Origin of the sequence: Paenibacillus agaridevorans, from assembly GCF_003112455.1 — a bacterium.
In the GTDB taxonomy this organism is placed as follows: domain Bacteria; phylum Bacillota; class Bacilli; order Paenibacillales; family Paenibacillaceae; genus Pristimantibacillus; species Pristimantibacillus agaridevorans.
Genome location: NZ_BDQX01000098.1, coordinates 1 through 24,679 on the forward strand (window position 1 = coordinate 1; position 24,679 = coordinate 24,679).

General features: G+C 47.0%; 25 protein-coding genes. 7 read left to right on the forward strand and 18 right to left on the reverse strand.

Going from position 1 to position 24,679, the window contains the following annotated elements:
- Positions 1 to 783 precede the first annotated feature (783 nt).
- Positions 784 to 2,358: an MFS transporter gene (locus PAT3040_RS09975; RefSeq protein ID WP_108992502.1), complete on the forward strand. Its 1,575-nt coding sequence runs from the start codon at positions 784 to 786 to the stop codon at positions 2,356 to 2,358.
- Between the two features lie 231 nt (positions 2,359 to 2,589).
- Here PAT3040_RS09975 and PAT3040_RS09980 read toward each other — a convergent pair whose 3' ends face one another.
- Both PAT3040_RS09980 and PAT3040_RS09985 read right to left on the reverse strand, forming a co-directional pair.
- Positions 2,590 to 3,408 carry an SDR family NAD(P)-dependent oxidoreductase gene (locus PAT3040_RS09980; protein WP_108992503.1) on the reverse strand — a complete coding sequence of 273 codons (819 nt, stop codon included), beginning with the start codon at positions 3,406 to 3,408 and terminating at the stop codon, positions 2,590 to 2,592.
- Positions 3,409 to 3,481: 73 nt separating this feature from the next.
- Complete coding sequence (locus tag PAT3040_RS09985) at positions 3,482 to 4,051, reverse strand: TetR/AcrR family transcriptional regulator (protein WP_108992504.1); 570 nt, start codon at positions 4,049 to 4,051, stop codon at positions 3,482 to 3,484.
- Positions 4,052 to 4,338: 287 nt separating this feature from the next.
- Between PAT3040_RS09985 and PAT3040_RS09990 the strand changes: the two genes are divergently transcribed.
- Positions 4,339 to 4,899 carry an NAD(P)H-dependent oxidoreductase gene (locus tag PAT3040_RS09990; protein WP_108992505.1) on the forward strand — a complete coding sequence of 187 codons (561 nt, stop codon included), beginning with the start codon at positions 4,339 to 4,341 and terminating at the stop codon, positions 4,897 to 4,899.
- A gap of 77 nt (positions 4,900 to 4,976) precedes the next feature.
- On the opposite strand, the gene PAT3040_RS09995 is transcribed toward PAT3040_RS09990, so the two are convergent.
- From PAT3040_RS09995 to PAT3040_RS10005, 3 genes are all read right to left on the reverse strand, one after another.
- Entirely contained in the window at positions 4,977 to 5,333 is a 357-nt protein-coding gene (locus PAT3040_RS09995; protein ID WP_108992506.1) for a winged helix-turn-helix transcriptional regulator, read from the reverse strand.
- 133 nt (positions 5,334 to 5,466) lie between these two features.
- On the reverse strand, positions 5,467 to 6,354 hold the full coding sequence (locus PAT3040_RS10000; protein WP_108992507.1) for a hypothetical protein: 888 nt from the start codon (positions 6,352 to 6,354) through the stop codon (positions 5,467 to 5,469).
- A gap of 60 nt (positions 6,355 to 6,414) precedes the next feature.
- Positions 6,415 to 7,092, reverse strand: coding sequence for an HAD family hydrolase (locus PAT3040_RS10005; RefSeq protein WP_108992508.1), 678 nt, complete (start codon positions 7,090 to 7,092; stop codon positions 6,415 to 6,417).
- Positions 7,093 to 7,329: 237 nt separating this feature from the next.
- On the opposite strand from PAT3040_RS10005, the gene PAT3040_RS10010 reads away from it, so the two are divergent.
- A complete protein-coding gene (locus tag PAT3040_RS10010) occupies positions 7,330 to 8,112 on the forward strand; it encodes an alpha/beta fold hydrolase (protein ID WP_108992509.1) in 783 nt (260 codons plus the stop codon).
- 812 nt (positions 8,113 to 8,924) lie between these two features.
- Here the strand turns inward: PAT3040_RS10010 and PAT3040_RS10015 are convergent.
- Positions 8,925 to 9,776, reverse strand: coding sequence for a LysR family transcriptional regulator (locus PAT3040_RS10015; protein ID WP_108992510.1), 852 nt, complete (start codon positions 9,774 to 9,776; stop codon positions 8,925 to 8,927).
- Between the two features lie 211 nt (positions 9,777 to 9,987).
- Between PAT3040_RS10015 and PAT3040_RS10020 the strand changes: the two genes are divergently transcribed.
- Positions 9,988 to 11,532: an MFS transporter gene (locus PAT3040_RS10020; protein ID WP_219930264.1), complete on the forward strand. Its 1,545-nt coding sequence runs from the start codon at positions 9,988 to 9,990 to the stop codon at positions 11,530 to 11,532.
- Between the two features lie 174 nt (positions 11,533 to 11,706).
- On the opposite strand, the gene PAT3040_RS10025 is transcribed toward PAT3040_RS10020, so the two are convergent.
- The 11 genes from PAT3040_RS10025 to PAT3040_RS10085 form a co-directional block, all read right to left on the reverse strand.
- A complete protein-coding gene (locus PAT3040_RS10025) occupies positions 11,707 to 12,222 on the reverse strand; it encodes an SRPBCC family protein (protein ID WP_108992512.1) in 516 nt (171 codons plus the stop codon).
- A 342-nt stretch (positions 12,223 to 12,564) separates the two neighbouring features.
- A complete protein-coding gene (locus PAT3040_RS10030; RefSeq protein WP_108992513.1) occupies positions 12,565 to 13,248 on the reverse strand; it encodes a DUF998 domain-containing protein in 684 nt (227 codons plus the stop codon).
- A gap of 13 nt (positions 13,249 to 13,261) precedes the next feature.
- Positions 13,262 to 14,569: an alpha/beta fold hydrolase gene (locus PAT3040_RS38540; protein WP_258234919.1), complete on the reverse strand. Its 1,308-nt coding sequence runs from the start codon at positions 14,567 to 14,569 to the stop codon at positions 13,262 to 13,264.
- Positions 14,570 to 14,671: 102 nt separating this feature from the next.
- Positions 14,672 to 14,992, reverse strand: coding sequence for an ArsR/SmtB family transcription factor (locus PAT3040_RS10045; RefSeq protein WP_108992514.1), 321 nt, complete (start codon positions 14,990 to 14,992; stop codon positions 14,672 to 14,674).
- Positions 14,993 to 15,360: 368 nt separating this feature from the next.
- Positions 15,361 to 15,747 carry a rhodanese-like domain-containing protein gene (locus PAT3040_RS10050; protein WP_108992515.1) on the reverse strand — a complete coding sequence of 129 codons (387 nt, stop codon included), beginning with the start codon at positions 15,745 to 15,747 and terminating at the stop codon, positions 15,361 to 15,363.
- 23 nt (positions 15,748 to 15,770) lie between these two features.
- On the reverse strand, positions 15,771 to 16,031 hold the full coding sequence (locus PAT3040_RS10055) for a metal-sensitive transcriptional regulator (protein WP_087568575.1): 261 nt from the start codon (positions 16,029 to 16,031) through the stop codon (positions 15,771 to 15,773).
- 96 nt (positions 16,032 to 16,127) lie between these two features.
- The gene (locus tag PAT3040_RS10060) at positions 16,128 to 16,616 is read right to left on the reverse strand and encodes a DsrE/DsrF/DrsH-like family protein (RefSeq protein ID WP_087568576.1); all 489 of its coding nucleotides are present in this window, start codon (positions 16,614 to 16,616) and stop codon (positions 16,128 to 16,130) included.
- Positions 16,617 to 16,728: 112 nt separating this feature from the next.
- The gene (locus PAT3040_RS10065) at positions 16,729 to 16,956 is read right to left on the reverse strand and encodes a sulfurtransferase TusA family protein (RefSeq protein ID WP_087568577.1); all 228 of its coding nucleotides are present in this window, start codon (positions 16,954 to 16,956) and stop codon (positions 16,729 to 16,731) included.
- Positions 16,957 to 16,977: 21 nt separating this feature from the next.
- Complete coding sequence (locus tag PAT3040_RS10070) at positions 16,978 to 18,123, reverse strand: MBL fold metallo-hydrolase (RefSeq protein WP_108992516.1); 1,146 nt, start codon at positions 18,121 to 18,123, stop codon at positions 16,978 to 16,980.
- Positions 18,124 to 18,311: 188 nt separating this feature from the next.
- Entirely contained in the window at positions 18,312 to 18,890 is a 579-nt protein-coding gene (locus tag PAT3040_RS10080) for a sulfurtransferase TusA family protein (protein WP_108992517.1), read from the reverse strand.
- Between the two features lie 17 nt (positions 18,891 to 18,907).
- On the reverse strand, positions 18,908 to 19,690 hold the full coding sequence (locus tag PAT3040_RS10085; RefSeq protein ID WP_108992518.1) for a sulfite exporter TauE/SafE family protein: 783 nt from the start codon (positions 19,688 to 19,690) through the stop codon (positions 18,908 to 18,910).
- A 330-nt stretch (positions 19,691 to 20,020) separates the two neighbouring features.
- Here PAT3040_RS10085 and PAT3040_RS10090 point away from each other — a divergent pair, with 330 nt between their 5' ends.
- Positions 20,021 to 20,323 carry an ArsR/SmtB family transcription factor gene (locus PAT3040_RS10090; protein ID WP_108992519.1) on the forward strand — a complete coding sequence of 101 codons (303 nt, stop codon included), beginning with the start codon at positions 20,021 to 20,023 and terminating at the stop codon, positions 20,321 to 20,323.
- Positions 20,316 to 21,974, forward strand: a complete 1,659-nt coding sequence (locus PAT3040_RS10095) for an FAD-dependent oxidoreductase (RefSeq protein WP_108992520.1) — start codon at positions 20,316 to 20,318, stop codon at positions 21,972 to 21,974. The genes PAT3040_RS10090 and PAT3040_RS10095 overlap by 8 nt, the downstream gene beginning before the upstream one ends.
- Before the next feature lie 93 nt (positions 21,975 to 22,067).
- On the opposite strand, the gene PAT3040_RS10100 is transcribed toward PAT3040_RS10095, so the two are convergent.
- Positions 22,068 to 23,168 (reverse strand): LacI family DNA-binding transcriptional regulator, encoded by a 1,101-nt coding sequence (locus tag PAT3040_RS10100; RefSeq protein WP_108992521.1) that lies wholly within the window; start codon positions 23,166 to 23,168, stop codon positions 22,068 to 22,070.
- Positions 23,169 to 23,289: 121 nt separating this feature from the next.
- Between PAT3040_RS10100 and PAT3040_RS10105 the strand changes: the two genes are divergently transcribed.
- Positions 23,290 to 24,546 (forward strand): FAD-dependent oxidoreductase, encoded by a 1,257-nt coding sequence (locus tag PAT3040_RS10105; protein WP_181376538.1) that lies wholly within the window; start codon positions 23,290 to 23,292, stop codon positions 24,544 to 24,546.
- Positions 24,547 to 24,679 lie beyond the last annotated feature (133 nt).

Here is a 24,679-nt window from a genome sequence, read left to right on the forward strand (position 1 = left end):
CAAACGTTTTTGGACTTAGCGATATTTCATTTGACCCACAGGAAGGAAACAATGTCTTACAACACGACTTAGCTAAAGTGAAATTGAGTTAATTCATTTGTTTGTAGAATAACTATTTAAAGGAAAGTGTTTCGTTGTTATGATCAAGCGCTGTTCTCTTATTTGTGAAAACTGGCGAGAAAAAGGAAATGGGCTGTCCAATAGTCCCCAAAATAAAAAGGCTGGGCGAGAAAACGCAAGGTTTTCCGTCCAGCCTTTTTGTGTCGTCTGCTGTTGCAGAATGGCAGCGAGGCGGATGCCGAGCATAGATCACGGATTTTTCGTCATCCTCAAATGGTATTCCAGTGTACTTGGCGGTTCCCCTTTGCTTTGGTCCATGCGGGCAAATGAATCGATCATCCAACTCCTCATACGTCTGCATTACCGAATCTATCTTTCCCTTTTTAATAAATCGTCATCTTGATCCTTACGTGACGTCATGTTTTATAGTTAAGCTACCGGTAAACGACCAGCGCGCTTAATGGAGATGATTATGGAGAATCAATGGAAAGTCGGTGAGCTCGCCAAGTATCGATCCAGATTAAAAGAAGATACCCATCCAAAGAGGCGAAAATAATGAATGAACGATCTGTAGTCCATGATACTTTTGTGCTCGAACGTACCTATAATACTACGCCATCGCGTGTTTTCTCAGCTAGATGGGTACGATACCCCGGCTGTTCGTGAGCATGGTACGAAGGTAATACTGGACATACTCGGGAAAGCACTGAGACAGGAGGTATAATGTTTGCTGTGACAGGGACAGTGATGAAGGCAGGATTAAAGGATTGGATTGGGCTTGCCGTGCTGGCATTACCCGCGCTCCTTGTATCTATTGATGTCTCCGTAATGATTCTCGCGCTGCCGCATATCGGTGCTGCTCTTGGGGCAGATAGCACGCAGCAGCTATGGGTCATGGATATTTATGGTTTTATGCTTTCCGGGTTTTTGATTACGATGGGCACGCTCGGCGACCGGATTGGAAGGCGCAAGCTGCTTATGATTGGGGGCGCCGCATTTGGCGCCGCTTCGATTCTAGCGGCATTCTCACAGAGCGCTGGGATGTTGATTGCTGCCCGGGCACTGCTTGGAATCGCGGGAGCAACACTTTCGCCCTCGACACTTGCCCTTATCAGCAATATGTTCCATGACCACAAGCAAAGATCATTTGCCATCGGCATATGGCTGACTTGCTCCATGGGCGGCATGGCGCTTGGACCGGTTGTAGGTGGAACGCTGTTGGGGCATTTCTGGTGGGGATCGATATTTCTACTCGCAGTACCTGTCATGGTGCTGCTGCTGATTCTGGGTCCCTTCCTGCTGCCGGAGTATCGCCAGAAAGATGGGGAACGTGTGGACCTGATAAGTGTAGGTTTATCTCTCGGAGCGATTCTGCCTATCGTTTACGGCTTTAAAGAAGCAGCCAAGCATGGTTTTCAAACACTTCCAATCGTGACTATATTGGTGGGGCTTCTGATCGGTGTTCTGTTCGTACAGCGGCAGCAGAGGCTTTCCAGCCCACTGCTCGATTTGCGGCTGTTTACTAATTCAGCCTTCAGCACATCTCTTGCCTGCATGTTCGGGGTTACCATGACAGGTGCGGTGATGCTGTATATCGCTCAATATCTCCAATTTGTTAAAGGATTGTCGCCACTTCAAGCAGGACTGTGGATGCTTCCGGGAGTGATCGGTTCCATGAGTGGTATGTTGCTGTCTCCCCTAATTGCGCGGAGAGTTCGACCTGCTGTTCTCATAGGAGCAGGATTGATCTTGTCGGCTGCTGGATGCGTACTGCTGGCTCGTATTTCCCCTGCTTCAGGTCTTATGCTCCTGGCAGGGGGTTATACACTCTTTAACCTTGGAGCTTCCCCTTTCCAGAGCCTGGCCAGCGACTTTGTCGTGGGGTCAGCCCCGCCTGAGAAGGCTGGTTCCGCTGCCTCGATGCTGCAGACCAGCGGTGAATTTGCCTTTGCTGTTGGAATCACCGTCTTAGGCAGCCTGGGCACGGTAGTTTACCGCAGCAGAGTCAAGGATACGATGCCAGTTGATATACCCCCTTCTGTAGCGCAGGCTTCCGGGGATAGTCTCGCCAGTGCCACAACCGCAGCGGAAGGCTTAAGTGTACTGGCTGCAGACAAGCTGCTGACCAGGGCACACGAAGCCTTTACGAGCGGACTGAATGTGGTTGCAGCATGCTGCTGCGCGTTGATGCTCGGATCTGCCATAATCGCTGTGATTCGGTTTTGGAAAAAAAGGCCGATCGGTACATCCGAGCCACAAGAACCCGGCAGAATTTCAACGGCTGCATCTGAAAAATGAAAGAGAGTACAAACAATGTACAAATTACAATCACTGGACGGAACCCCGGTTGCATAATGTACGAAATGTTTGATCACTGTCAGTCGATAAAAACATGTAAACTATGAAAGCCGCATTATATGCGGTTTTTTTGTTTTAAATACGGATCCAGATGAAGAGCTAATTGCCTTTTTATTGGCTATCGGGACACAATATAGACAACGCCCTTCTCCTTATATGTATAGGTCGTTATCATCCATTTTTAAGTTTCCGTATACTTCTAATTTTTTGTAACCAGGCTTGATCTAACAATCTTGGGAAGAGACGATAAATACGCCATGCCCACCGAACGGAAGCCGGGAAAATAATGATAGCTTTATTTTTGATAATGCCCTTTAATATAATATCAACAGCCTCGCTTGGATTCATTGCCCCTACGGGTAGAGATTCCACTATTTTTTCATTTGGAACATTGGCAACCGTCATATTCTTATAAATGTCGGTTTGAACATGTCCGGGACAGATGATACTAACCTTAACCCCCACATCAACTCCCTCATACCGTAACGATTGTGAAAGACCGACGACTGCGTGTTTACTTGCGCAATATGGCGTGTTGCCGGGCTGCGGCATTAATCCTGTGGCAGAGGCTGTATTGATGATATGTCCAAATCCTTGTTTGGCCATCACACGATAGGCTATCGTCGACCCATAAAGGACACCATTCAAGTTGATATCCATAACTTTTTTCCACTGCGCTAGGGTCAAATCTCTGACATCCCCGCCAATCGCAATGCCGGCGTTATTAAACATATAGTCAATCCTGCCATATCGTAATACAGTATCATCAATTAACTGTTGAATATCGGTTTCGCTAGCGACATCGACACGCATATAGTTTGCGGTTCCACCGCTATTCATGATCTGATCAGCAGTCATTTTAGCATGATCTTCACGAATGTCTGCAACAACAACGCTCGTTCCCAATTTAGATAATTGGAAACAAAGTTCTCTTCCGATGCCAGCGCCTCCGCCAGTTATAATGGCAACTTTATTCATAAAATGATTCACTATATACACCCTTCCTTTGTTGACTGACTTGAGTCAATAAAAAATAAAAATAATACAACTTCCGAAGAAGTTGTTATTCGATGCCTAACATGCGTTTATAAAAATACTTTAGCTTCCCTACTCTTTCTTCATCGGAGATGCTTGAATCAATCGACTGCCAGCCGTATAAACAGAATTTCGCTGTTTCCTCAGGGTACGAGCAATTGAAAGAACCGTCCGCATTTCCAATTTCAATTAATTCTTTGAATATAGGGAGAATCATTTTTATTCCTGTGCTGCCAATTCGCTTGTGAATCTCCTCATTCTCGTGCTGATGTATGGTTGTAATTAAAGAAGCATCTTTTTTTAACATATTGCTTGTAAATAAGAATATTTTTTCTAATCGATCCGCTGCACTTATTGTGTTGTCTTTCATCAGAACCATTAAATCTACCAATATCTCTTTAGCCCACTCTTCAACTACGGCATCGAGCAATTCTGATTTTGATTTCACGTAGTGATACACAAGCCCATGTGCAACACCCATTTTATTCGTAATATCACTAATTTGTGTTCCTTCATAACCCTTCTCCTCAAACAATTCCTTGGCTGTCTGAATAATTTCAGCGCGCCGCTCCTCTGGTGGCTTCGTCTTTCGGGCCATGGATGTTAACCTCCTTATTAAAACCATCGGGTTGCTTCAAAAATGAATATAACATGCTCGTTGACTTGAGTCAATCGGAATTCGTACCGGCCCTACCTATTTTCTGCTTGGGGTACCACCGCCGCCGGATCAAGGGTCGGACGTTACGGAATCATCATCATGAGCTCTTAACTATGGCTTAGATGTTGACACTTACTTTTACAACAGTACCTGTAATAAAAGTGCGTACTTACGTCATTAATAATTTTTTTTTATACTCAAAATAATCAAGAAGGAGGAACTAGCATATGAATACTCTTATTATCGTGGCACACCCTAACTTGGAATCGTCTGTAATAAACAAACGGTGGTTAGAGGAATTACAAAAATATCCGGAAAAGTATACGGTACATGAATTGCATAAAGTTTACCCCGACGGAAATATTGACGTAGAAAAAGAACAAAGATTAGTAGAATCACATGGCAACCTTGTTTTTCAGTTCCCTATTTATTGGTTTAATTGTCCACCGCTCCTAAAAAAATGGCTTGACGATGTATTGTCATATGGTTGGGCTTATGGTTCCACAGGCCACGCATTAAAGAACCGCAAAGTTGCACTTGGCGTTTCGGCAGGAATCATGAAGGAGAACTACAGCGAACAAGGGAGATATCGATATACGCTTGAACAAATGTTGGTTTCTTTCGAGACGACCTTTCAATATTGTAAAGCAAATTATCGTTCGCTCTATGCTGTTTACGGGAAGGAAGACGACGCAGGTGAAAATGTACCGGGAGCGGAAAACGAAACATCTAATAGTAAATTGATAAATAGTGCTCAGGATTATTTGCATTTTATCGATAATATGTAAGCTTCATATAACACCTGAAAATAAAGAAGTATTCCTTCTCTCTTGGGATACTTCTTTATTTATCCCTAATTTCAATCTTATTGCCGTACGATTTCATTTGGCGCCATGTTTTGCTCCCCCCACTCGCACATCATACTTAGAAGAGGCATGAGGGATAAGCCGCGTTCTGATAATGAGTACTCAACCTTTGGAGGTACTTGCGGATATTCCTCGCGTATAATAATTTTATCCGCCTCCATTTCTTTCAACATGATACTGAGCGTTTTAAAGGTGATCGAACCGATACATCGCTTAAGTTCGTTAAACCGCATAACTTTATTTTCTGATAGCCAATACATAATGATCATTTTATATTTGCCGCTTACTATGGACAACGTATATCCGAAGCCGGTGTCTTTTAGTTTTACTCCGCTTGGAACACAGGTATCAAGCAATGCATTCACTCTCCATATCTTTAGTTTTAGAAGCATATCAGCTTGCAAGAGTTTGAAAAGCTTCAGGTAACTACCGCTTATTTAAGTTCTAAAACCACTCTTTCCAGCTCTTCATCCTTTCTCATCGATTTTATCACTCAGTCAGTAAAATCCTGTTGAACTTTTGAATATCGACAAAGTTGCGTTCAGCCATCCGATTCAGTTTCAGATAGCTGAATGCGTATTTATAATAATGTCCGTGCAAGTTGTCCGATAATGCCTGTTCCCAGTAGGAGGCTTCCAAGGGACTCCATCTCTTCTCAGATACTGCAATCGAAGAAGATACGGCCTCTAATTGGTTCGCGAAATTCAAAATATCTATCCTTGTGAAAAGGGCCTCATCCAAGACATCTAAGCCATCTCCATTAAAAGCTTGCTTGAGTTGTACGATAGCATGGCCGTGGGTAAGTATGTGCCCCAGCTGCATATCGCTTTTTTCCATTTGAGGCATCCTGGAAAATCCGTGGAATAGATCAAGTACTATTGCTGGAGTAAGCTTGAATCTTTCGACCTTTGTTTCGAGCCCATCCGGATGGATGACCACATTCTCATCGTTAATTGTTACAAAACCTGGGCCTGATTCTTCGAACCCCTCAAGTAACTTCTTCATGGCCTGATATAATTCGGCGGTAGCGGGAACGTCGGAGCGAGTGAGTAAATCCAGCATATAATAGGTGTAGATGACGTCATGTCCAAGCGAATTGGCAGTACCGCTATTCTGAATCAGCAGTTCTATCAAACCGGATCGGCAATCGTTATAAGCCTTATCATTCCGATACTTCTCGGAATTTACATGCTCCTCAACTGTTTTATCGAGATTCTGATAGATTAGGCGTTCTAACTCGCTGGGCACCAGTTTTTCTTCTAAAAGATGAATCAATGCCAACACCGCACACGCCCAATGACCATCCCAAATGTTACTATGGGAAGCTTCAACCATTTTTTGGCATGCCCATCTCCTGAAATAATCATGACTAACCATGCAACCGCCCCTTTTTTTATTGAACTCGTTCATAGGCCCAACCAAACAGATTATCCACGTTTAAAGAATCTTCCAGCCGAGCCGTTTAGCCTCCGCACGGAAGTCCGGTGTCGGAGATACGGCAACAGGGTAGCCCACTGACTCCAACATGAATCGGTCCGGTAGCGTATCGCCATAGGCGAAGCTTTTCTGCCAGTCGACTGGACGATTCGTTCGCTCCTCCCAGTCCCGAAGCCGCTTCACTTTACCAGATCCCGAACAGAAAATTCCAACCATGCGCCCAGTCAAGCGACCGTCGGAGGTCATTTCTAGCTCAGTCCCCAGCGCCTGCCCACCGAGCCGTTCTGCAAAACACTCCAGTAAGGGCTGGACGACCGCAGAGACCAGCAATACCTCACGCTCTTCTGCCTGATGACTGCGCAGTAGGTTCGCCACTGCTTGCCTGACTTGTTGCCGCTCCACCGTACGATGAAAGTATGGCTCTAGGGTAGTTAGTTTGTCGCCGGCCATCCACCGAACGATGAGAGTAGTGCCAATCAGGGTAAAACTTTCGCTTGAAATCAAACGTAGTTTTCTCAACACTCCGGCACCGCCTGCCAGGCCAAAAACGAGCACCCCGCGTATGCGCCTGTATCCGCCTCTCCAAAGCTCCTTGGCCAAATCCGGCATCACACTCTTGTTGCCCTCCAACAAGGTGCCGTCGAGATCAAATGCTGCAATTTGCTTCGATATCTTCAAATTAAGCCCGCCTCTTTCATCGTAAGTTTTTGGTTCCGTTCATCTCAAAGTTTTACATTAGGTTCCTCAAAGAATACCAAACTGTTTGTTATTGTAACAAGTGCAATCTATCCTTCCGAAAGCCTTTTCGTTCTCTGTAGCTGATGTTCTATGCTTCTTCCACAATCGCCGGCAATCACCTATGCCCTAACTGTGAGTATAATATTAGATGTACAAAACGGATTCGGAGGGATCGATGTGGGACGTTTTATTACGGTGGAACCCGGCATTAACATATTTGTGGAGGATATTAATCCGGCGGGCAGGAAAACCATCTTTTTCATTCATGGCTGGCCGCTTAACCACAATCAGTTCGAATATCAGTATGATGTACTTCCAGCGATGGGCTACCGCTGCGTCAGCATGGACTGGCGTGGATACGGCAACTCAGATAAACCAATCACGGGCTATGGCTTTGACCGTTTGGCGGACGATCTACGAATCGTCGTGGGAGCGCTGCAACTGAAGGACTTTACACTGGCAGGTCATTCGACCGGCGGGGCGATCGCAATTCGGTATATGGCGCGGCACCAAGGTTTTGGCGTAAACAAACTCGTGCTGATCGATGCGGCAGCGCCGTCTAGCGTAGACAAACAGACGGCAAACGAGTTTATTACAGCCACCTTGAACGACCGCCCCAACATGCTGCATAACCTGACTAATATGTTCTTCTTCCAGCTTATTACAGGTCCTTTTGCCAATTGGTTTATGCAGATGGGACTGCAGGCAGCTGGCTATGCCACTGCGGCGATCATGGCCACGCTGCGGGACGAAAACGTATATTCTGAACTTCAGAAAATCGTCGTACCTACACTGATTGTACACGGCGTACACGACAAAATCGTTCCTTTCGCCAAAGGGCAGGAAACGAGCAAACTTATCAAGGGCTCGCAGCTCGTCCCATTCCAATACAGCGGCCATGGCCCTTTCTGGGAAGAACGCGAGCGTTTTAATCAACTGTTGATTCAATTTGTTGGGTGAACTGTTAACTCGATTGTCTCAAATAATTGCCTGATTCTCTCTAATGGCTAACTCATTAGACAGTTAGAAATTGATGTACAGCAAAAAATAAAGGGGCTGTCCAATAAGTCTCAAAAATATAAAGTTGGGCGCTTCCGTCCAACTTTTTTGTGTACCTGCTTTTTCTGGAAAGTGGCGAGGTGGATGCCTGCCACTTAACATTCAACCAAAACGGGGCGTCCAGCATTCCGTTTTCACTGATTTATTGGATAATCATTTGTCAGGTGCAGGCCTGTTTGGTGGATTGTGTATGAATTTTCATACACGTTTGACCATGTGCCGGCCTATTTGGTGAATTGTATATGAATATTCATACACGTTTGGCCAGATCCTGGCCTGTTTGGAGGATTGTGTATGAATTTTCATACACGTTTTACCATGTTCCGGCCTGTTTGGTGAATTGTGTATGAATTTTCATACACGTTTGGCCAGTTTGGTGAATTGTATATGAATTTTCGAATTTTCATACACACTTATCCCGGTGAAGCCACTTGTGTTGAATTTTGTATACAAGTCTACCCATATAATCGAGCCATAAGGACATCGGGGCTATGGTGTCAATTGCCTCATTAGATACGAAACAAAGCGTCTTCTTTTCTCATCGCGATCCAGAATGGGTGAAATGGCTTGGTACACGAAAACTCGAAATCAATTCATCAGAAATACAATTGCAAGAAAAAGCAGTTCCCTGTGCGGCAAGTTAATGCGTCGCTTGAAAGCCAGAACTACATTTGACTCCTTGGGGCGAATGCATTGACATGCCCTTATTCTCTTTACAGACCTTCCTCATTAACTAGATCCGCAAAAGCTTTGTAAGCATAGTCCAAATATTTTTCTCTTCTTCTGATAAGACCTGTTTCAATAAATCGATACGCTTCGGGTATAGGGTACACATTTAAATCTTCATATGGACCTTTTAAAACCGATTTAGGTAGAATGGTTGACGTCAACCCCGCTTTTACACTGCTTAAAATCGTTTCTAATGAACTAATCTCAATGAAATTCTTTAGTGCAACTCCCTCATCCTTCAACCATTGTTCCAATTTCATTCTGAAAGGACAACCTCTTGGAGATATCGCCCACTTTTGCTCTATTAAAGCTGAGACATCGAATGTCCTGCCAGATAATAATACAATTTCATCCGTTAATAAATAGTCTGTAACGAGATTTGTTTTAGTCAGTTCACCTGTTACAAAAGCAGCATCTAACTCGAAGTTCCTTACCTTCTCCATTAATTCAAGAGGATTGCCTGTTTCTAAACTAAGAGATACTTGTTCATATCGCGATTGGTAAGAAGCAATTAGGTTCATGAAATTCCCGCACGTAACCGTTTCAACAACACCTATTTTTAATGATCCACTTGGTTTACCGTGATCTTGTAGTATTTTGATCGACTCATCTGCCATTTGCAAAATTGAATCGACATACTTGCGAAAAAGGGCGCCTTTTTCTGTGATCTGAACTCCTTTAGGTCTTCTATAAAAAAGCAGGACACCTAACTCATCCTCTAGTCTACGTAACCTTGCAGTTACATTGGACTGAACATAATCTAATCGCTCTGCAGCTCCAGAAATGCTTCCTTCTTCAGCAATTGCTTGAAATATCCTCAGGTCGCTTAGTTCCATGAATCACGCCTCCATCATAAAAAGTGATACCAATATCACTAACAATCATTATACTTGATGATAGTATGCATGTATACTCGACACAGACTATTAAGAGTGGAGATGGGGAAATGGAACACTGGCTTTAATTAAGCATTAAAGATCAGAAGGAGTGATTCTTTTGGCAAATTCATGTACCACTGAAGGGCCTGAGGGGAGAACCATTCAGTCCGTGAGGTTCGCCGGCCCGCGCGAATGGGCCGGGCTCGCGCTTCTCTCCCTACCAACCATCCTGCTCGGACTCGACCTGACGCTGTTGCATCTGGCGTTGCCCGCGCTAGCAATCGATCTGCAACCGACGAGCGCGCAGGCCCTATGGATCGTGGACGTGTATGGCTTTATGATCGCCGGCTTCCTCATCACGATGGGAACGCTGGGTGATCGCATCGGGCGGCGCAAGCTGCTGATGGTCGGTGCGGCTGCTTTTGCAATCGCTTCTGTACTCGCGGCCTATTCGACCAGCGCATCCATGCTTATTGTAGCACGTGCGGTACTTGGTGTGGCTGGCGCGACACTAATGCCATCGACGTTGGCACTTATCAGCAACATGTTTGTAAACCGTCACCAGCGTGCGCTGGCGATTGGGGTGTGGGCGACCATGTTCGCGCTTGGCATGGCGGCCGGCCCGGTCGTGGGCGGTATATTGCTAGAGCACTATTGGTGGGGGGCGGCCTTTCTTGTCGCGGTGCCGATGGTCGGGCTCCTGCTTGTAGCCGCGCCATTTCTCCTTCCGGAATACCGGGCACCACAGAACGGCCGGTTGGATATCCTGAGTGTCACCCTTTCGCTCCTAGCCCTGCTGCCCATCATCTACGGCATCAAGCAGATCTCCAAAAATGGGATCAGTACCGAAACAGCGATTGCGATTGCAGGGGGATTCGTCTTTGTGATCTTGTTCGTTCGGCGACAGCGCCGATTGGAAAACCCTCTCTTCGACTTGGATCTTTTCTCTAGCAAGGTGTTCAGCGTCGCATTAGTCGTACTTCTTGTTTGCCTCATCGGCGTCGGCGGAACGATGCTGCTAGTCACTCAGTACCTACAATTGGTCGCCAGCCTACCGCCGCTGGTAGCAGGGCTTTGGATGGGGCCGCCGGCGCTCGCTATGTTGGCCGCTGGCATAGCTGCACCACTGGCATCGCGGCGTATCCGACCCGGCTATGTGATCGCGGTCGCGCTCGGACTGTCGGTCATCGGCTATTTGATGCTCACGCGACTCGATAACGGGCCATCTGGCATTGCTCTGGTCACCGCGGCGTTTTCGCTTGTCTATCTCGGCCTTGGCACGATCGCCGCTCTTGGCACGGATCTGGTGGTAGGCGCGGCGCCAGCGGAGAAGGCAGGATCAGCCTCGGCCATATCCGAGACTGTACAGGAACTCGGCCTGGCGGTTGGCATTGCCACGCTGGGTAGCCTCACAACCGCCGTCTATCGCAGCCGGATGTTCGACCGGATACCGGATACGCTGGCTCAGGATGTCCACAAAGCCGTCGGGGACAGCCTCGCGGGAGCATCCTCGGTAGCGCAAAAACTGCCTCCCGGTTTGCTTGAGGAGGCGCAGGCAGCATTCACGGCGGGATTTAATGCAGCAGCGGCAACGATCGCAGTCAGCATCGCGATCCTCTCCATACTCGCGGCCGTCATCTTGCGTCATATTGGAACAGACGGCGGTAATGCCGACGTCATCGGAGCTGTTGAATCCAAGCAAGCTGAATCGTAATTGTTTTCATCCTTCCACGTTTATTAATCTTCATCTAAAATAGGCTGCTGAAATGATTCAGCAGCCTATACGGGGTCGTACCAGCGAAGCTCTCATGAAGTGCCAAGTACCAAAATAGTTCCTCACTGCGAACTATGCTGGTACTACTCTTAGATGTGGCGTCGGCAGTGTATTTCATTGGTGCGATCTCATGAAGTTGTCAGTTCGATTGGAGTATTGCTGCGTCATTGGCTTCTCAAGTCGATGCTTCGGCACTGCGCCATACGTCACTCCATGTTCCAGGTAATATTTGAGCAAAGTCAAAGCCTCGCCCCATCCGACCGCGCAATCGGCGAATGCCTTCAAGTCCATGTCGGTTTGCTTATAGCCCGACTCCGCTAATGAAACCAAAGTCCCTTCGCCCAGTTTCGTTAATACGAAGGAAATCGTCGTCGTCGATTCGCCCGGCGTCCACTGATAGACAAATTTCTCGCCAGGAATCGCTTCGAGAACCGTTCCCCCATCCTCGAGCGTGATATGGTCGGGCCCAAAATCTTGGAATCGAAAATGAATCGTTCCGCCCGGTCTTGCATCTACTGTCGTTCCCTGCGTAAACCACGCATCCCAGCCCGGACCGGTTGCAATCGCCTCATAGACCTCGTCCGGCGCGGCGTTAATAAACGTACGATGGTGAATAGTAAGTGTCTTCATAACTTGATCCCTCCAACTATAATTTATATACCCTTTACGATCTTTATATTACCATACGGATATATAACTGTAAAGTAATAAAAGAAAGATCACAACACACTTCTCTTAATGCCTAAATTGCGGCAATGACTGCCAGCATCTATATTGGGGTAGTGCCAGCGTAACTGACACCTCCCGCAAATGCATAGAATGCAGTTATTGCTAACATTCTTTCGTAAACTGTATTTGAAATGAATCTTTGTCCTATTTCAGACGAAAACCGGCTGCAAGCGCGATGCGGCCGGTTTTCGATAATTCAACGTTATATGATTTTTTCTACAGCCCTATACCTCTAATTAAGTCTTACTTAGTAGCTCCCAGCTTGGCTGCATGTATTCCCACAATGATTAGCCACGCAATGTCGGCCAGGATTAAGATTCGTCCGAACAAACCGGCCAATACCTCCGGCCCGAATTGCCCGTTTTGCGGAATTTGAAGTACAAATACAAGCATCGCGACGATTGCAATAACCGCACTTGTAAGCAGCACTCTCTTCATAGGTTTCCAAGCATCCATTCGACATAACGAAAGACTAATCAGCAAGGCGGCTACCGGCGTGTAGTCCAGCATCGCTCCGATCGAGTGCATGCTGCCGCTAAACGTTGCATCATCCGGACCAACGGAGATGGGATCGGTCACGAAGATACCCGCGATTAATACGCCAATTGCACTGATTCCAAGAATGACAAGTCCAATGTATCCCGAAACCGTTCGAATATGCGGAAAAATCGTAATCGCCACACTAATTTGAGCAATTGCCAGCAATCCAAAAGCCATGTGCATCATCCAACCATAGTCGCCAAGAGCATATTCGCTGATAAAACGCCATGTTGGATCAAATTCAGGTTGCAGCAGATGCAGGCTGATTAGGATAAGCACGAACAATGCTCCTGAAAAGATCGCTACAAGCGCGAATCTAGAGGCCGTCGCCGTTAAAGGTTTTGCCGTGTACCGACTAATCGATCCAGAGTTTGAAGCATCAGTCATACTTCCATTCTCCTTATCGCTCGAAATCAACTATGGCCTTCGCCACTACATCAGGGGACATCACAACTGCGGAATGGTCTTGGCCAGCGAGTAAATGAGCAGTAGCCCCTGGAAGAAGCTCGACAAGCGCGCGTGCAGCGTCATGGAATAGCGGTTCGCTGTTTTCCCCTGTTATTATCAATGTAGGAATGGTAACGTTCCATCGGCCGGCTGGAAGTGGGTTACCGGATTGTGTCGTTCCCATAATCATGCCGTCGTAAGCAAGCGTATGGGCCAAGGACTCCATTTTGTTCCAGGAAGCGTCGGCCTTCATGTAGCCGATAAATTCACCAGGAATGCCTAGAGCCTCGGATGCAAAATATTCGACTGCTTCAGACCGCTTGTCGGCTTCAATGAGCGCATTCAAATGTTCTACGTAGTCAACAGGCACAGGTTTACGGCTGTCGTTAATAATAAACGGTGGTTCGTACAAATAGAGCTTAGCGATCGAGTCTCCTAACAGGTTTGCCGCCTCAAGCGCCAACACGGCTCCGGACGAGCTCCCGAACAAGTAAGCTTGTCCCCCGGCAGCTGCAATTAATGCTTCGATATCCTCCACTTCCCGAGCGACTGCGTAAGGCGCGGTATCCTTACTCTGTCCACGTCCGCGACGATCGTAGTTGTATACGGTGAAGTTGGCCGTCAGGTGCTCGGCTAACGGTAAAGCATCCTGATGGTCAGCAGCTGCTGATGATAGGATGATGATTGCAGGACCGGTTCCTTGTTTAGTATAAGCAATCTGTGTCCCATCTTTTGAAATAACGGTTTCCATCGTGTTTTTGCCTCCCATTAAGGTTTCTAAGTAGTCTTCTAGTCGATCATAGGCATCGGTGAATCCTTCGATCATGCCCATAGCTTCCGCGTTGTCCAATTGTTCATTGGTAGCGAATCGCGTCACGATGCTAATTCGCGTTCCTCCGCTAATTTCCTCGAACAACACGGTCGTGTACATTTCGCTATCCGAAACCATATTCCAATCGCTGTCGGCAAAAGTGTCAATGTAGACCAGTTTGCCTGGTGCCTCCACTTCTTCATATGTGGCTCTGCAATAGGCTTCTTCGCCGCTATTGTCATCGGCTTTGAGACTATATCGCCACACGCCGCCTGGCCGTACATCCATTTCATAAACGGTGGTCGTCCAGCCTTTTGGCCCCCACCAATTTGTAATATGTTTAGGTTCCGTCCAGCCTTCCCATGCAAGCCGGACAGGCATCGCGACAATTCGCTCGACAGTGAGTTCTCTGCGCTCGCGGTTTTTACGAACGGTTGTTTTTCTTTTCATCTGCAGACATCCTTTTTAGGTAGTTTTCAAGGGAATCCAGCCTTTGGTTCCAAACGTTGCGGTAATTTAGCATGTAGCTCGCGATAAAACGGCTAATACCTTTCATAAGTCCTCCTTCTTCTTAGAATCCAGCATATACTCCTCGAAATTGTCGAGACGCTCTTCCCATAGAATGCTGAAGGAATCAAACCATTCGTCCAGCTCCTGGAACGGTCCGGCTTCGAGACTGTAAATGCGCAGCTGTGCTTGGCTGCGTGAGCGTACCATTCCGGCCTCGCTCAAGATGCGCAAATGACGGGATACATGCGGCTGGCTTATGCCTAGTGCCTGGACAATTTCTCCTACCGATTTAGGCCCATTTCTTAACAACTCAACGATGTTGAATCGATTGGATTCGGCTAGAGTAAGTAACGTTAACTGCATGGTTGCTGTTCTCATGAACTAAATATATACAAGAGTATATATACATGTCAATATATATTAAGGGGCAACTTTCAGCTTTATAGGAAAACCATCTCGAATTATCGTACCAAAAGAATTAAAAAATAAATTAAAAAAACGACAGCCAAGGACGGGAAACAAGTCCTGACTATCGCTGTACATCGCACCTCGGTTTATGAAACTATTTGAATACTTTTTTGGCTTCGACTGGATTACATACCTCAAGCACTTCGTAACGTTGATTAAACTCAATCCCTTTTTAGGAAATGATTACACTACCGATGTATTATTACCTAAAGCTTAAAAAATAACGCAAAAAAAGAGCCCCCGATGTGTAAGGGACTCCATTCTTATTTTCGAAGCGAGTTATGCCAAGCCATTATGCCGCCTTTTAGGTTCACGATACTGGGGATACCGTTTTTTTTGAAAATTAGCGCAGCCCGTTTGCTTCTCATTCCGCTCTGACAATAAACAAATACGGGTTTATCCTTTGGAAGTTCGTTCATTCTGCTGCTTAATTGCGAAAGCGGAAGATTCTTCGCCCCTGGCATGTGCCCTGCCTTATATTCATGCGGCTCACGGACGTCGATGACAATGGCATCTTTTGTGGACATTCGCTCTTGTTCGAACTCTTTTGAATGTAATGTCCGCACTCCTTTAACCGGAGCAAACTTCTTATAAAAAAATAAAATAACGACTAAAGCGATAAAAATGATAATCATCGTTGATGTATCCATTTTATCATCATTCCTTACCTTTTTTATCTGCTTTTGATTAGCAGATCAACCGCTTGCTTCACAACCTGTCCGGTCTCTTGTCCTTGTTCCATTTGTTCAACAAGACACTGCTCCAAATTAACGGCTACGATATAGGCAATCGCCTTGTCCGTTGCGCTCCTAATAGCTGAAAGCTGGCCTACGACATCTTTACAATCTTTATTCTCTTCCATCATGTTAAGAACGCCTCGAACCTGTCCTTCGATTCGCTTCAATCTGCGTTTCACATCATCATCATACTTCATGAATATCACCCCTCAATTAAACGAACAGGTATATTATGAACAAAGATCACAAGGTTTACAATACACCAAATGCGAAGGTGATATCCGTTTTCGAACTTAGATGAACAAGTTGACCTTCGCTTCCGTCGCATCGCCAAGGTAGGCTGCAACACCGGCATATTCAATGCCATCCAGCAATTCCTCCTGTTGGAGACCAAGCAAATCCATCGTCATTGTGCATGCCACCAATTTAACGCCTTGCGCTTGTGCCAATTCGATTAACTGTGGCAGACTAAGTGCATTATGCTTTTTCATCACATGCTTGATCATAGCCGGGCCTGCGCCTGCGAAATTCATGCGCGATAAGCCTAGTTTTTTGGAACCGCGCGGCATCATCCAGGCAAATGCCTTTTCCAATAGCCCCTTTTTAACCGGAACAGGCTGATCTTTTCGCAGTGCATTTAGGCCCCAAAACGTAAAGAATATCGTAACCTCATGATCGTAGGCAGCTGCCCCGTTCGCAATGATGAAAGCAGCAATCGATTTATCCAGATCTCCGCTGAAAAGCACAATCGTGGTTCTTTCAGTGGTTCCAACTTGTGTCATGAAGTAAATCCATCCTTTCCTTATACATAATAATAAACAAGTGAAATCTAACAGTAATGGATTTAAATTTTAGGAAGGAGAAAATGACATTTTGTCATTCCCTCCTCAGTATTTAACCTTTTCTAATCCAAAATTTGAAAACGCCGTTTTCTTCCTTGCTGTCCAATATTTCATGACCTGTTTTTTTGGCCCAAGCGGTCAAATCATTTTGGGCTCCTTTATCGGTAGCATGTACCTCCAGCACTTGCCCGGATGATAATTCATCAATCGACTTTTTTGTTTTTACGATAGGCATCGGACATGCCAATCCAGTTGCGTCTAACAATTTATTGTGATCCATTATACATTCCTCCAAAGTTTATTAGTTATCATGAACGGCACACCGGTTTGGACCGATTTCCATTTCACGCTGTTCTTCTTCGTCGGGATTGATTTTCCCCATATTCGTTTGGCGAATTTCCTGATATGCGTTTGGCTGAGGCGGCAAGTTCTCGGTGACTGTCTTGCGGAAATCGTCTTCATTCGTGATGTTTAAGCCTGGGTTTTGCTTATAGAGATCGCCGAGTCGGCCAGATACCAGCCCCTTTTCGCCAAGTTCAGTTGTTTTTCCGAAATGCGCCGGCAAAACAATTAATTCTTCAGACAGATTTTTATATCGGCTGTAAAGCGTCTCTCGAAGGTCGCCAACCCAATCCTCAGCCAACCCTGCCAAATCCGGGCGTCCGATCGATTTGATAAACAAAATATCGCCGGACAACAAAAATTTGTTGTCGATAATAAACGATGTCGAACCGATTGTATGCCCGGGAGAGTAGATAGGTTGTACAATAATTCGTTCGCTTCCTACGTGGATATCCTTGCCTTCTTCAAGTTTCTCGTAGTGGAATGTCACTTCGCCTGCGTCTTTCTCGGGCAAGTGATAGGTCGCGCCATACTTTTCTGCCAAAGCCCGGCCTCCTGAAATATGATCGGCATGCAGATGCGTATCGATGGTGTGAACAAGTTTGGCGCCTTTTGCTTGCAAAAAATTTTCATACTGGTCCATCATACGGTTTGTATCGATAATGGCAGCTTCGCCTTTAGAAAGCACTGCGTAAGATAAGCAGCCTTTTCCGATACGAACAAACTGGTACAGTTCGCCTCCACCCGATAAATCTGCAACCTTTACAGGCTCCAGGTATTCACTCCACGACTTCATCCCCCCTTCCAAATAAGACACGTTGCTTCTGCCGGCTTCCGCTATTTGCTCGGCAACAAACATCGAAGAGCCTTCCTTCGCACATACGACAAGTACGGGTTTGCCATCCGGAATTTGTACAAGCGCGGGATCAACGCCGTCAATCAGATCAAAGTATGGGATGTTGATAATCTGCACGCTGCGGCCTTCAATTTTCCAGTCGATAAAATCAGTTTCATTACGCACATCGAGGATAAACAGTTCTTCGCCTCCCAAAACAACTTGTGCAACTTCTTTTGCCGACATCTTCCTAATTTTGTTCGTGGACATATGATTTCCCCCTTAGGCTGTAAAATAAAATGTTAGTGTTATATAGGCATCTTGAGCAAAATCAAGGAACTTTACAGCTCCGCCAACATCTTTACTTTCGACGAAATCCTCTTTCTTGAGATTCATAACGTCCATCCAATTAATTGATGTGATTAAATAGTTTTGAACCTTGATCTATCGATTTGTTATCAAATGTCTTTCTCCAAGTCTCCATCCCACTCGGCCATGCCCGGAATGACATTTTTTAGCTTTGAGAAGCCTTTGTCAGCCAGGGTACGGCATGTCATGTCACTTCGGCTGCCAGTTCTGCAGATCACATGATATTCTTTGTCTGGATCCAACTCCTGATAACGAGATTCCAGCTCTCCTGCAGGGATTGATAGGGCTCCGGGTATTCTTCCGAAAGCGTACTCAGCCGGTTCTCGTACATCAAGAATGTTCAATTTCTCACCGGCAGCGAGTTTATTGCGAATTTCCTCCAGTGAAGTCGTGTGTTGAAATTTCACGTCTTCTTTGGTTTCAGTTGGATCGGCTTTCCGGATGTAATGGCGGAATACCCCGCCTTCCTCCTTAAGTCCGATATATTGATGACCGGTCCGTTTGGACCAGCTTTGCAGATCCGCTACGGAACCTTTATCGGTTGCTTTTACTTCCAAGACCTCTCCGGTGTTTAGTTCCTCCATTGCTTTTTTTGTTTTTACAACCGGCAGAGGACAAGCCAAGCCTTCGCATTCGATTGTCCGATTAACTTTAAGAGTTGTTGTCATGGTAAACAGTTCTCCCTTCAATTAGTCAAAATATCAAGCCAAATCTTTATGACCGTCGCAACAATTAATGCCGCGAGAATCCATTGCAATACTTTGGTGTTCAGTTTCTTGCTTATCATAGCGCCAAGCGGTGATGCGATTGTGCTGGCAATAACCATGACGATTGATGGCAGGAGCAGCATGTGGCCGCCCATCATTTTTCCTGCAGTTGAGCCGATGGAAGATATAAAAGTAATCGCTAGCGATGAAGCAATGGCAACGCGTGTAGGTATTCGCAAGACAACGAGCATAATAGGAACCGTAATAAATGCGCCGGCTGCTCCTACAATTCCGGAGAGGATCCCGGTCAGGCCGGCCAAACTAGCCGCAAGTGTTTTATTAAAACTTAACTTCGTGAAGTCCGCTAACTCGTCTCCTTTTTTGGGAAGAAACATCATAATACCAGCTATAAGCGCAAGAACGGCATAGGTCAGGTTAATGGCTTCATCAGGCAAAAACTTTGAGCCATAACCACCGGCAAAGCTTCCGACTACGATGGCGACGCCCATGTATAACACGAGCGACTTATTGATAAAACCTCCCTTTCGAAAGGCAAATATCCCGGCTAACGAAGCAAAGAATACTTGTACTGCACTAATTGCGGAAACCTCCTGTGCTGTAAAAGCAACGAATCCTAGTGCCGGGGGAATGTAAAGGAGCATCGGGTATTTAATGATGGAGCCTCCGATACCGACCATCCCGGAAATCAAGGAACCGACAAACCCGATTGCAAACAATGTCAGAATCCAGGCAAAATCCAAGTGGGTCTCCTCCTTTCTGTTTTTCGGACCGGATAAACGTATGCGTTCATTTATGATCGACCTAAATACCCTATGGGGTATTTATATGTCCAAAAAAAATGAACACTTTACAATATTCATTTTTCCGTCCGATTCATTTTGATTTCGAAAATACGGATACCTGTATGGGTATATCGATACTATAAGCTATTGTTTCATATTCGTCAACCCTGTATATGAATAACTAACCGCATGTCGCTAAAAATCAATCACTCTGTGACTTAGTTCATAGACCTCTGTATCTTTTTATCGCAATATTACGATATCGCGATATGAAAGGAGTCCTCGCGGATGGATTATACTATACAGCATCTTCAGAAGACGTCTGAAATGCTCAAAACGCTTGGCCACCCTGAACGATTATGCATCGTTACGCGTTTGGCTCGGCAAGGAAGCTTCAATGTTGCGGCGCTCCAAGATTGTATGAGTCTCCCGCAATCGACGGTCTCTACTCACCTGCAGAAGCTGCGGGCAGCCGGCATTGTCGAAGCGCGGCGACAAGGCCTTGAAGTCACTTATTCACTCAAAAACGAACAAGTGAAACAGATCGTTGAATTATTATTCCAATCAACGGAGGGAAAAAAACATGAGTAAAAAGGTAATAATTGTAGGCGGCGTTGCGGGTGGCGCTTCGGCGGCTGCACGACTGCGGAGATTGGACGAGAAGGCAGAAATCATCCTGTTTGAACGGGGCGAATACATTTCGTTCGCAAATTGCGGACTTCCTTATTATATCGGCGGAGACATCAAGGATCGTTCCAGACTGCTTGTCCAGACGCCGGAAGCTATGCAGAGCCGCTTTAATCTCGATGTCCGTATCAACAGTGAAGTAACGAGTATTAACGCCTTACGGCGAACGGTTACTGTACGACAAAGTAATGGCGAAGAGTATGAGGAAAGCTTTGATGCCTTATTACTATCTCCTGGCGCGAAGCCGATAAAACCGTCTATTCCAGGCATAGATAGTGAGCGCATATTTACGCTTCGGAGTCTACCTGATACAGATCGCATCAAGTCCTATATTGAAGACCATCATGTTAAACGGGCCGCTGTTATTGGCGGCGGATTTATTGGAATAGAAATGGCCGAAAATTTAATTCAGAGAGGTATTGAAGTCACAATAATTGAAGCTGCTCCACACATCTTGGCTCCCTTCGATTCCGATATGGCCGTTTATGCAGAACAGGAGCTAGAGGACAAAGGCGCACGTCTTGCGCTCGGGGACAGCGTCGAATCATTCGAAGCGGTATCAAACGAAGTACACATACAATTGAAAAGCGGACGGAAAATCGCAAGCGACATGGTCATTCTCGCAATTGGAGTGACGCCAGACACCAATTTCCTGCTTGAGTCGGGCATTGAATTTGGTGCCCGCGGTCACATTGTTGTGAATGAACGGATGGAGACCAACATTCAAGGAATCTATGCCGTCGGTGACGCTGTAGAGGTCAACCATTTTGTTCTCGGTAATCAAACGGCAATTCCGCTTGCAGGTCCGGCCAATAAGCAAGGTCGAATTGCGGCTGACAACATTGCCGGATTAACAAGTCAATATCATGGTACCCAAGGGACTTCTATTTTAAAAATATTCGGAATGACTGCAGCGGCTACAGGGGTAAATGTACGGACACTCAAGCAGAACGGCCAGACGCCTCATGTTGCTTTTGTTCATCCGCCTTCCCACGCGACTTATTATCCAGGTGCGTCTTCGATAACTCTGAAACTGATCTTTAACGATGAAGGGCGAATTCTCGGAGCCCAGGCTTTCGGTAAAGAAGGTGTTGACAAACGAATCGATGTTATTGCTACCGTGATGCGGTTAAAAGGTACGGTCCAAGACCTTTCTGAACTTGAGCTTTCCTATGCTCCACCATTTTCTTCTGCAAAAGACCCTGTTAACATGGCAGGCTATGTCGCCCAGAACATATTGGATGGAAGAACCGATGTTTGGCTGTCGGATGAACTGGACGATTTAGAGATTCCAGACACGCAACTCGTCGATGTTCGTACGGAAGATGAACACTCCGTTGGGGCAATTCCAGGCTCCATAAACATTCCAGTGGACGAACTTCGCGAGAGTTTGCACGAATTGAATCCATCAAAGCCCGTGTATACCTATTGCCAAGTGGGACAGCGCGGTTATATAGCTTCTCAAATATTAACTCAAAATGGTTTTAAAGTAAGGAACCTCTCGGGGGGATATAAGAGCTATAAGGCCAATCCGTTTAAAACAGATTCAATTTAATATAGTAAGCGAAACAAGGACAGACTGCAAAAGCGACGCATTCTGGCCTTGTTTCTTTTTTATAGGATACGGGACATCCTGAAAGTTACCAAATTAGTAACGGAGAGCTTCGGTAGCCGACATGGCAATTTCTTTTGTTTCATGAACTGTGTACTTTCCCACGGGAATTATTGTTTCGCCCGGATAAAATGTCCCTCTCAGCCTCACTTGCTCGTAAGGCAGCAGCGGATTCGCGATTCTTCGCAGCATCAGCTCCGCCGCTCGCTCGCCGGCTTCCCGGACAAGCAGCAAAGGCCGCGACATGGCTTCATAACGGGGATGCGCTTCGTTCTCCATCCCGACAAGGGACAAATCATCCGGAATGCTCAGCTTTAGAAAACCCGCCGCGACTCTCACCCATTCGGCTATGCCAGGTATGGCGGCAACGGCAGCCGTGTATTTACCGGAGCTCAGCTTCGAGGTCAAACGTTCCATCCATGCGGCACGGTCCGAAGAACTCTCCGTTACGTGCTCTGCCGGGTTAGCGAGGCCATGCAATCCAAGCCGCTCCGCCGAAGCGGCGAACGCGCTCCATCGCAGACGAAATCCTCTAAGCCGCCCGAGCTCCCCGATGTACAAAATGTCTCGATGTCCCGCCCGGTATAGCTCTTCCATCGATTGATGGATGGCGAATTCCACATCCCAGATGACGCTGTCGACCGCCGTTACGTCAGGCGGGTAATTGATAAGCACCTTGGGCAGCGGAAGCTCCAGAAGAATGGTCTCCATCCACTCCGGAATTACCGCGGTCAGGAACAGACCATCCGCGAAGAACAGTCCGTTGTTATCCAGCCAATGCCGAAGCTCGTCCTCGTCGGATATCTCGGCCGGCACGAGCAGCGGATAAAGCGAATGTCCGAGCTCGTTCAGACGCACGCGAACCCCTTCCAACTGCATCTGATGGAAGTCGGAGTCGCCGACGATCAGCATCGCGAAGCGCCGAGGTTTCGCCGACGACCAAGGAATACGTTCCGCCGAGATGCCCGCTTCCTGCTCCTTCGTCCGGTATCCGAGCTCTCGGGCGCAATCCGTGACGGCCTTGCGCGTCGCTTCGGACATGCCGGGCAACCCTCTCAGCGCCTTGGATACGGTATGAATGGTCAAGCCAAGCTCATCGGCGATCGTTCGTAAAGTCACTTGTTTTCTAATCGACATCCATGCTCCTCCTTGCAGGTTATGCTGATTCTAATTGTAACAAAAATGAAACTATAAATCATGCTTCATTTTCCTTACAATTGAAATCAAGAATAACAATTTGTTAAGGGAGTTGGTCATTGTGTCAAATCGCGAAATCAAATTGGAACGCAGCGTTCCCGTATTCGATGAAGTCGACGTCATCGTTGTCGGGGGAGGCCCGGCTGGTACGGCTGCGGCCATCAGCTCCGCCCGCAGCGGACAAAAGACGATTCTGTTGGAGCAGTCGGGGCAGCTTGGCGGTATGGGAACGCTAGGCAACGTAAGCGTATTCATGGGCGTCGGCAACGTAACGGGTATCTATCGAGAGATCATCTCGGAGTTTTTGCCCGAGGCGCTTCCGGATTCGCATCACGTTTCCATTTGGCCGCAATATTCGCCGTTCGAGCTGCGGCATTATTTAAACGTCAAGCTGGAGAAGGAAGGCGTTGAGGTTTATTACCATACCAGCTTCGTCTCTTCTATTATGGAGGGCAAGCGTGTTGCTGGCGTTGTGGCCAATACGCGGGAAGGGCTGCGGGCGTTCACGGGACGCGTCGTGATAGACTGCACCGGCGATGCCAGAGTCGCTCAGGATTCCGGCGTGCCTACCCGGTCCGGACGCGACGAGGATGGGTTGACGCAGCCGATGACGCTTATGTTCATGATGCAGGACACAGGCAAGCCGGTCCGCCAATATTTGCCCGACGATTGTTATAAGTACGAATCGATCGAGGAGCTTCCGCAAGGCCGCCATCTGTATTGGGGAGGCATGGGCAACGGCACGCTGCTCGTCAACATGACGCGCGTCAAGGGCAATGGAGCGAATATTAAGGATATTAATTATGCCGAGAAGGAATCGCTGCGACAAGTGTTCTCTGTCGCCAATTACCTGCAGCGAACGAATCACCCGAACCATATTTTGTCCCATGTTCCCGGACAGGTAGGCGTCAGGGAGACCAATCAGATCGAAGGCCGTTATACGTTGACCGAAGAAGACCTGACGAGCGGACGCCGCTTCGAGAACGTGGTTGCCCAGACCAACTATGAGATCGACATTCACAACCCGACCGGCGGAGCGAACACGGACGAACGCAAACTGGACGGCTACGATATTCCGTATGGCTGCATGCTTCCTCAGAACGTAGAAGGCTTGATCGTCGCTGGCCGCAGCATCTCCGCCACGCATGTAGCCATGTCGTCGATGCGCGTGCAGGCGACCTGCTACGCGTTGGGCCAAGCGGCCGGCGTCGCTGCTGCGCTTGCCATCGAATCGGGTTCCAACCTCGCGGACATCTCCATCCCTGCTTTGCATAAAAAGCTTGCAACGCAAGGCGTTGTCTTTTACAAAGAAAACTAAGGCGCCAGAACTAAACAGACGGTTAACGGCCAATCCTAATCGAAAATGGTGACGTTGCCCTTCCTCCCGCCTGTACGATAGTGATATACAATACCCTTCTCCCCCTGCCGAAGTGGCGGGGGGGGGTGGTTTT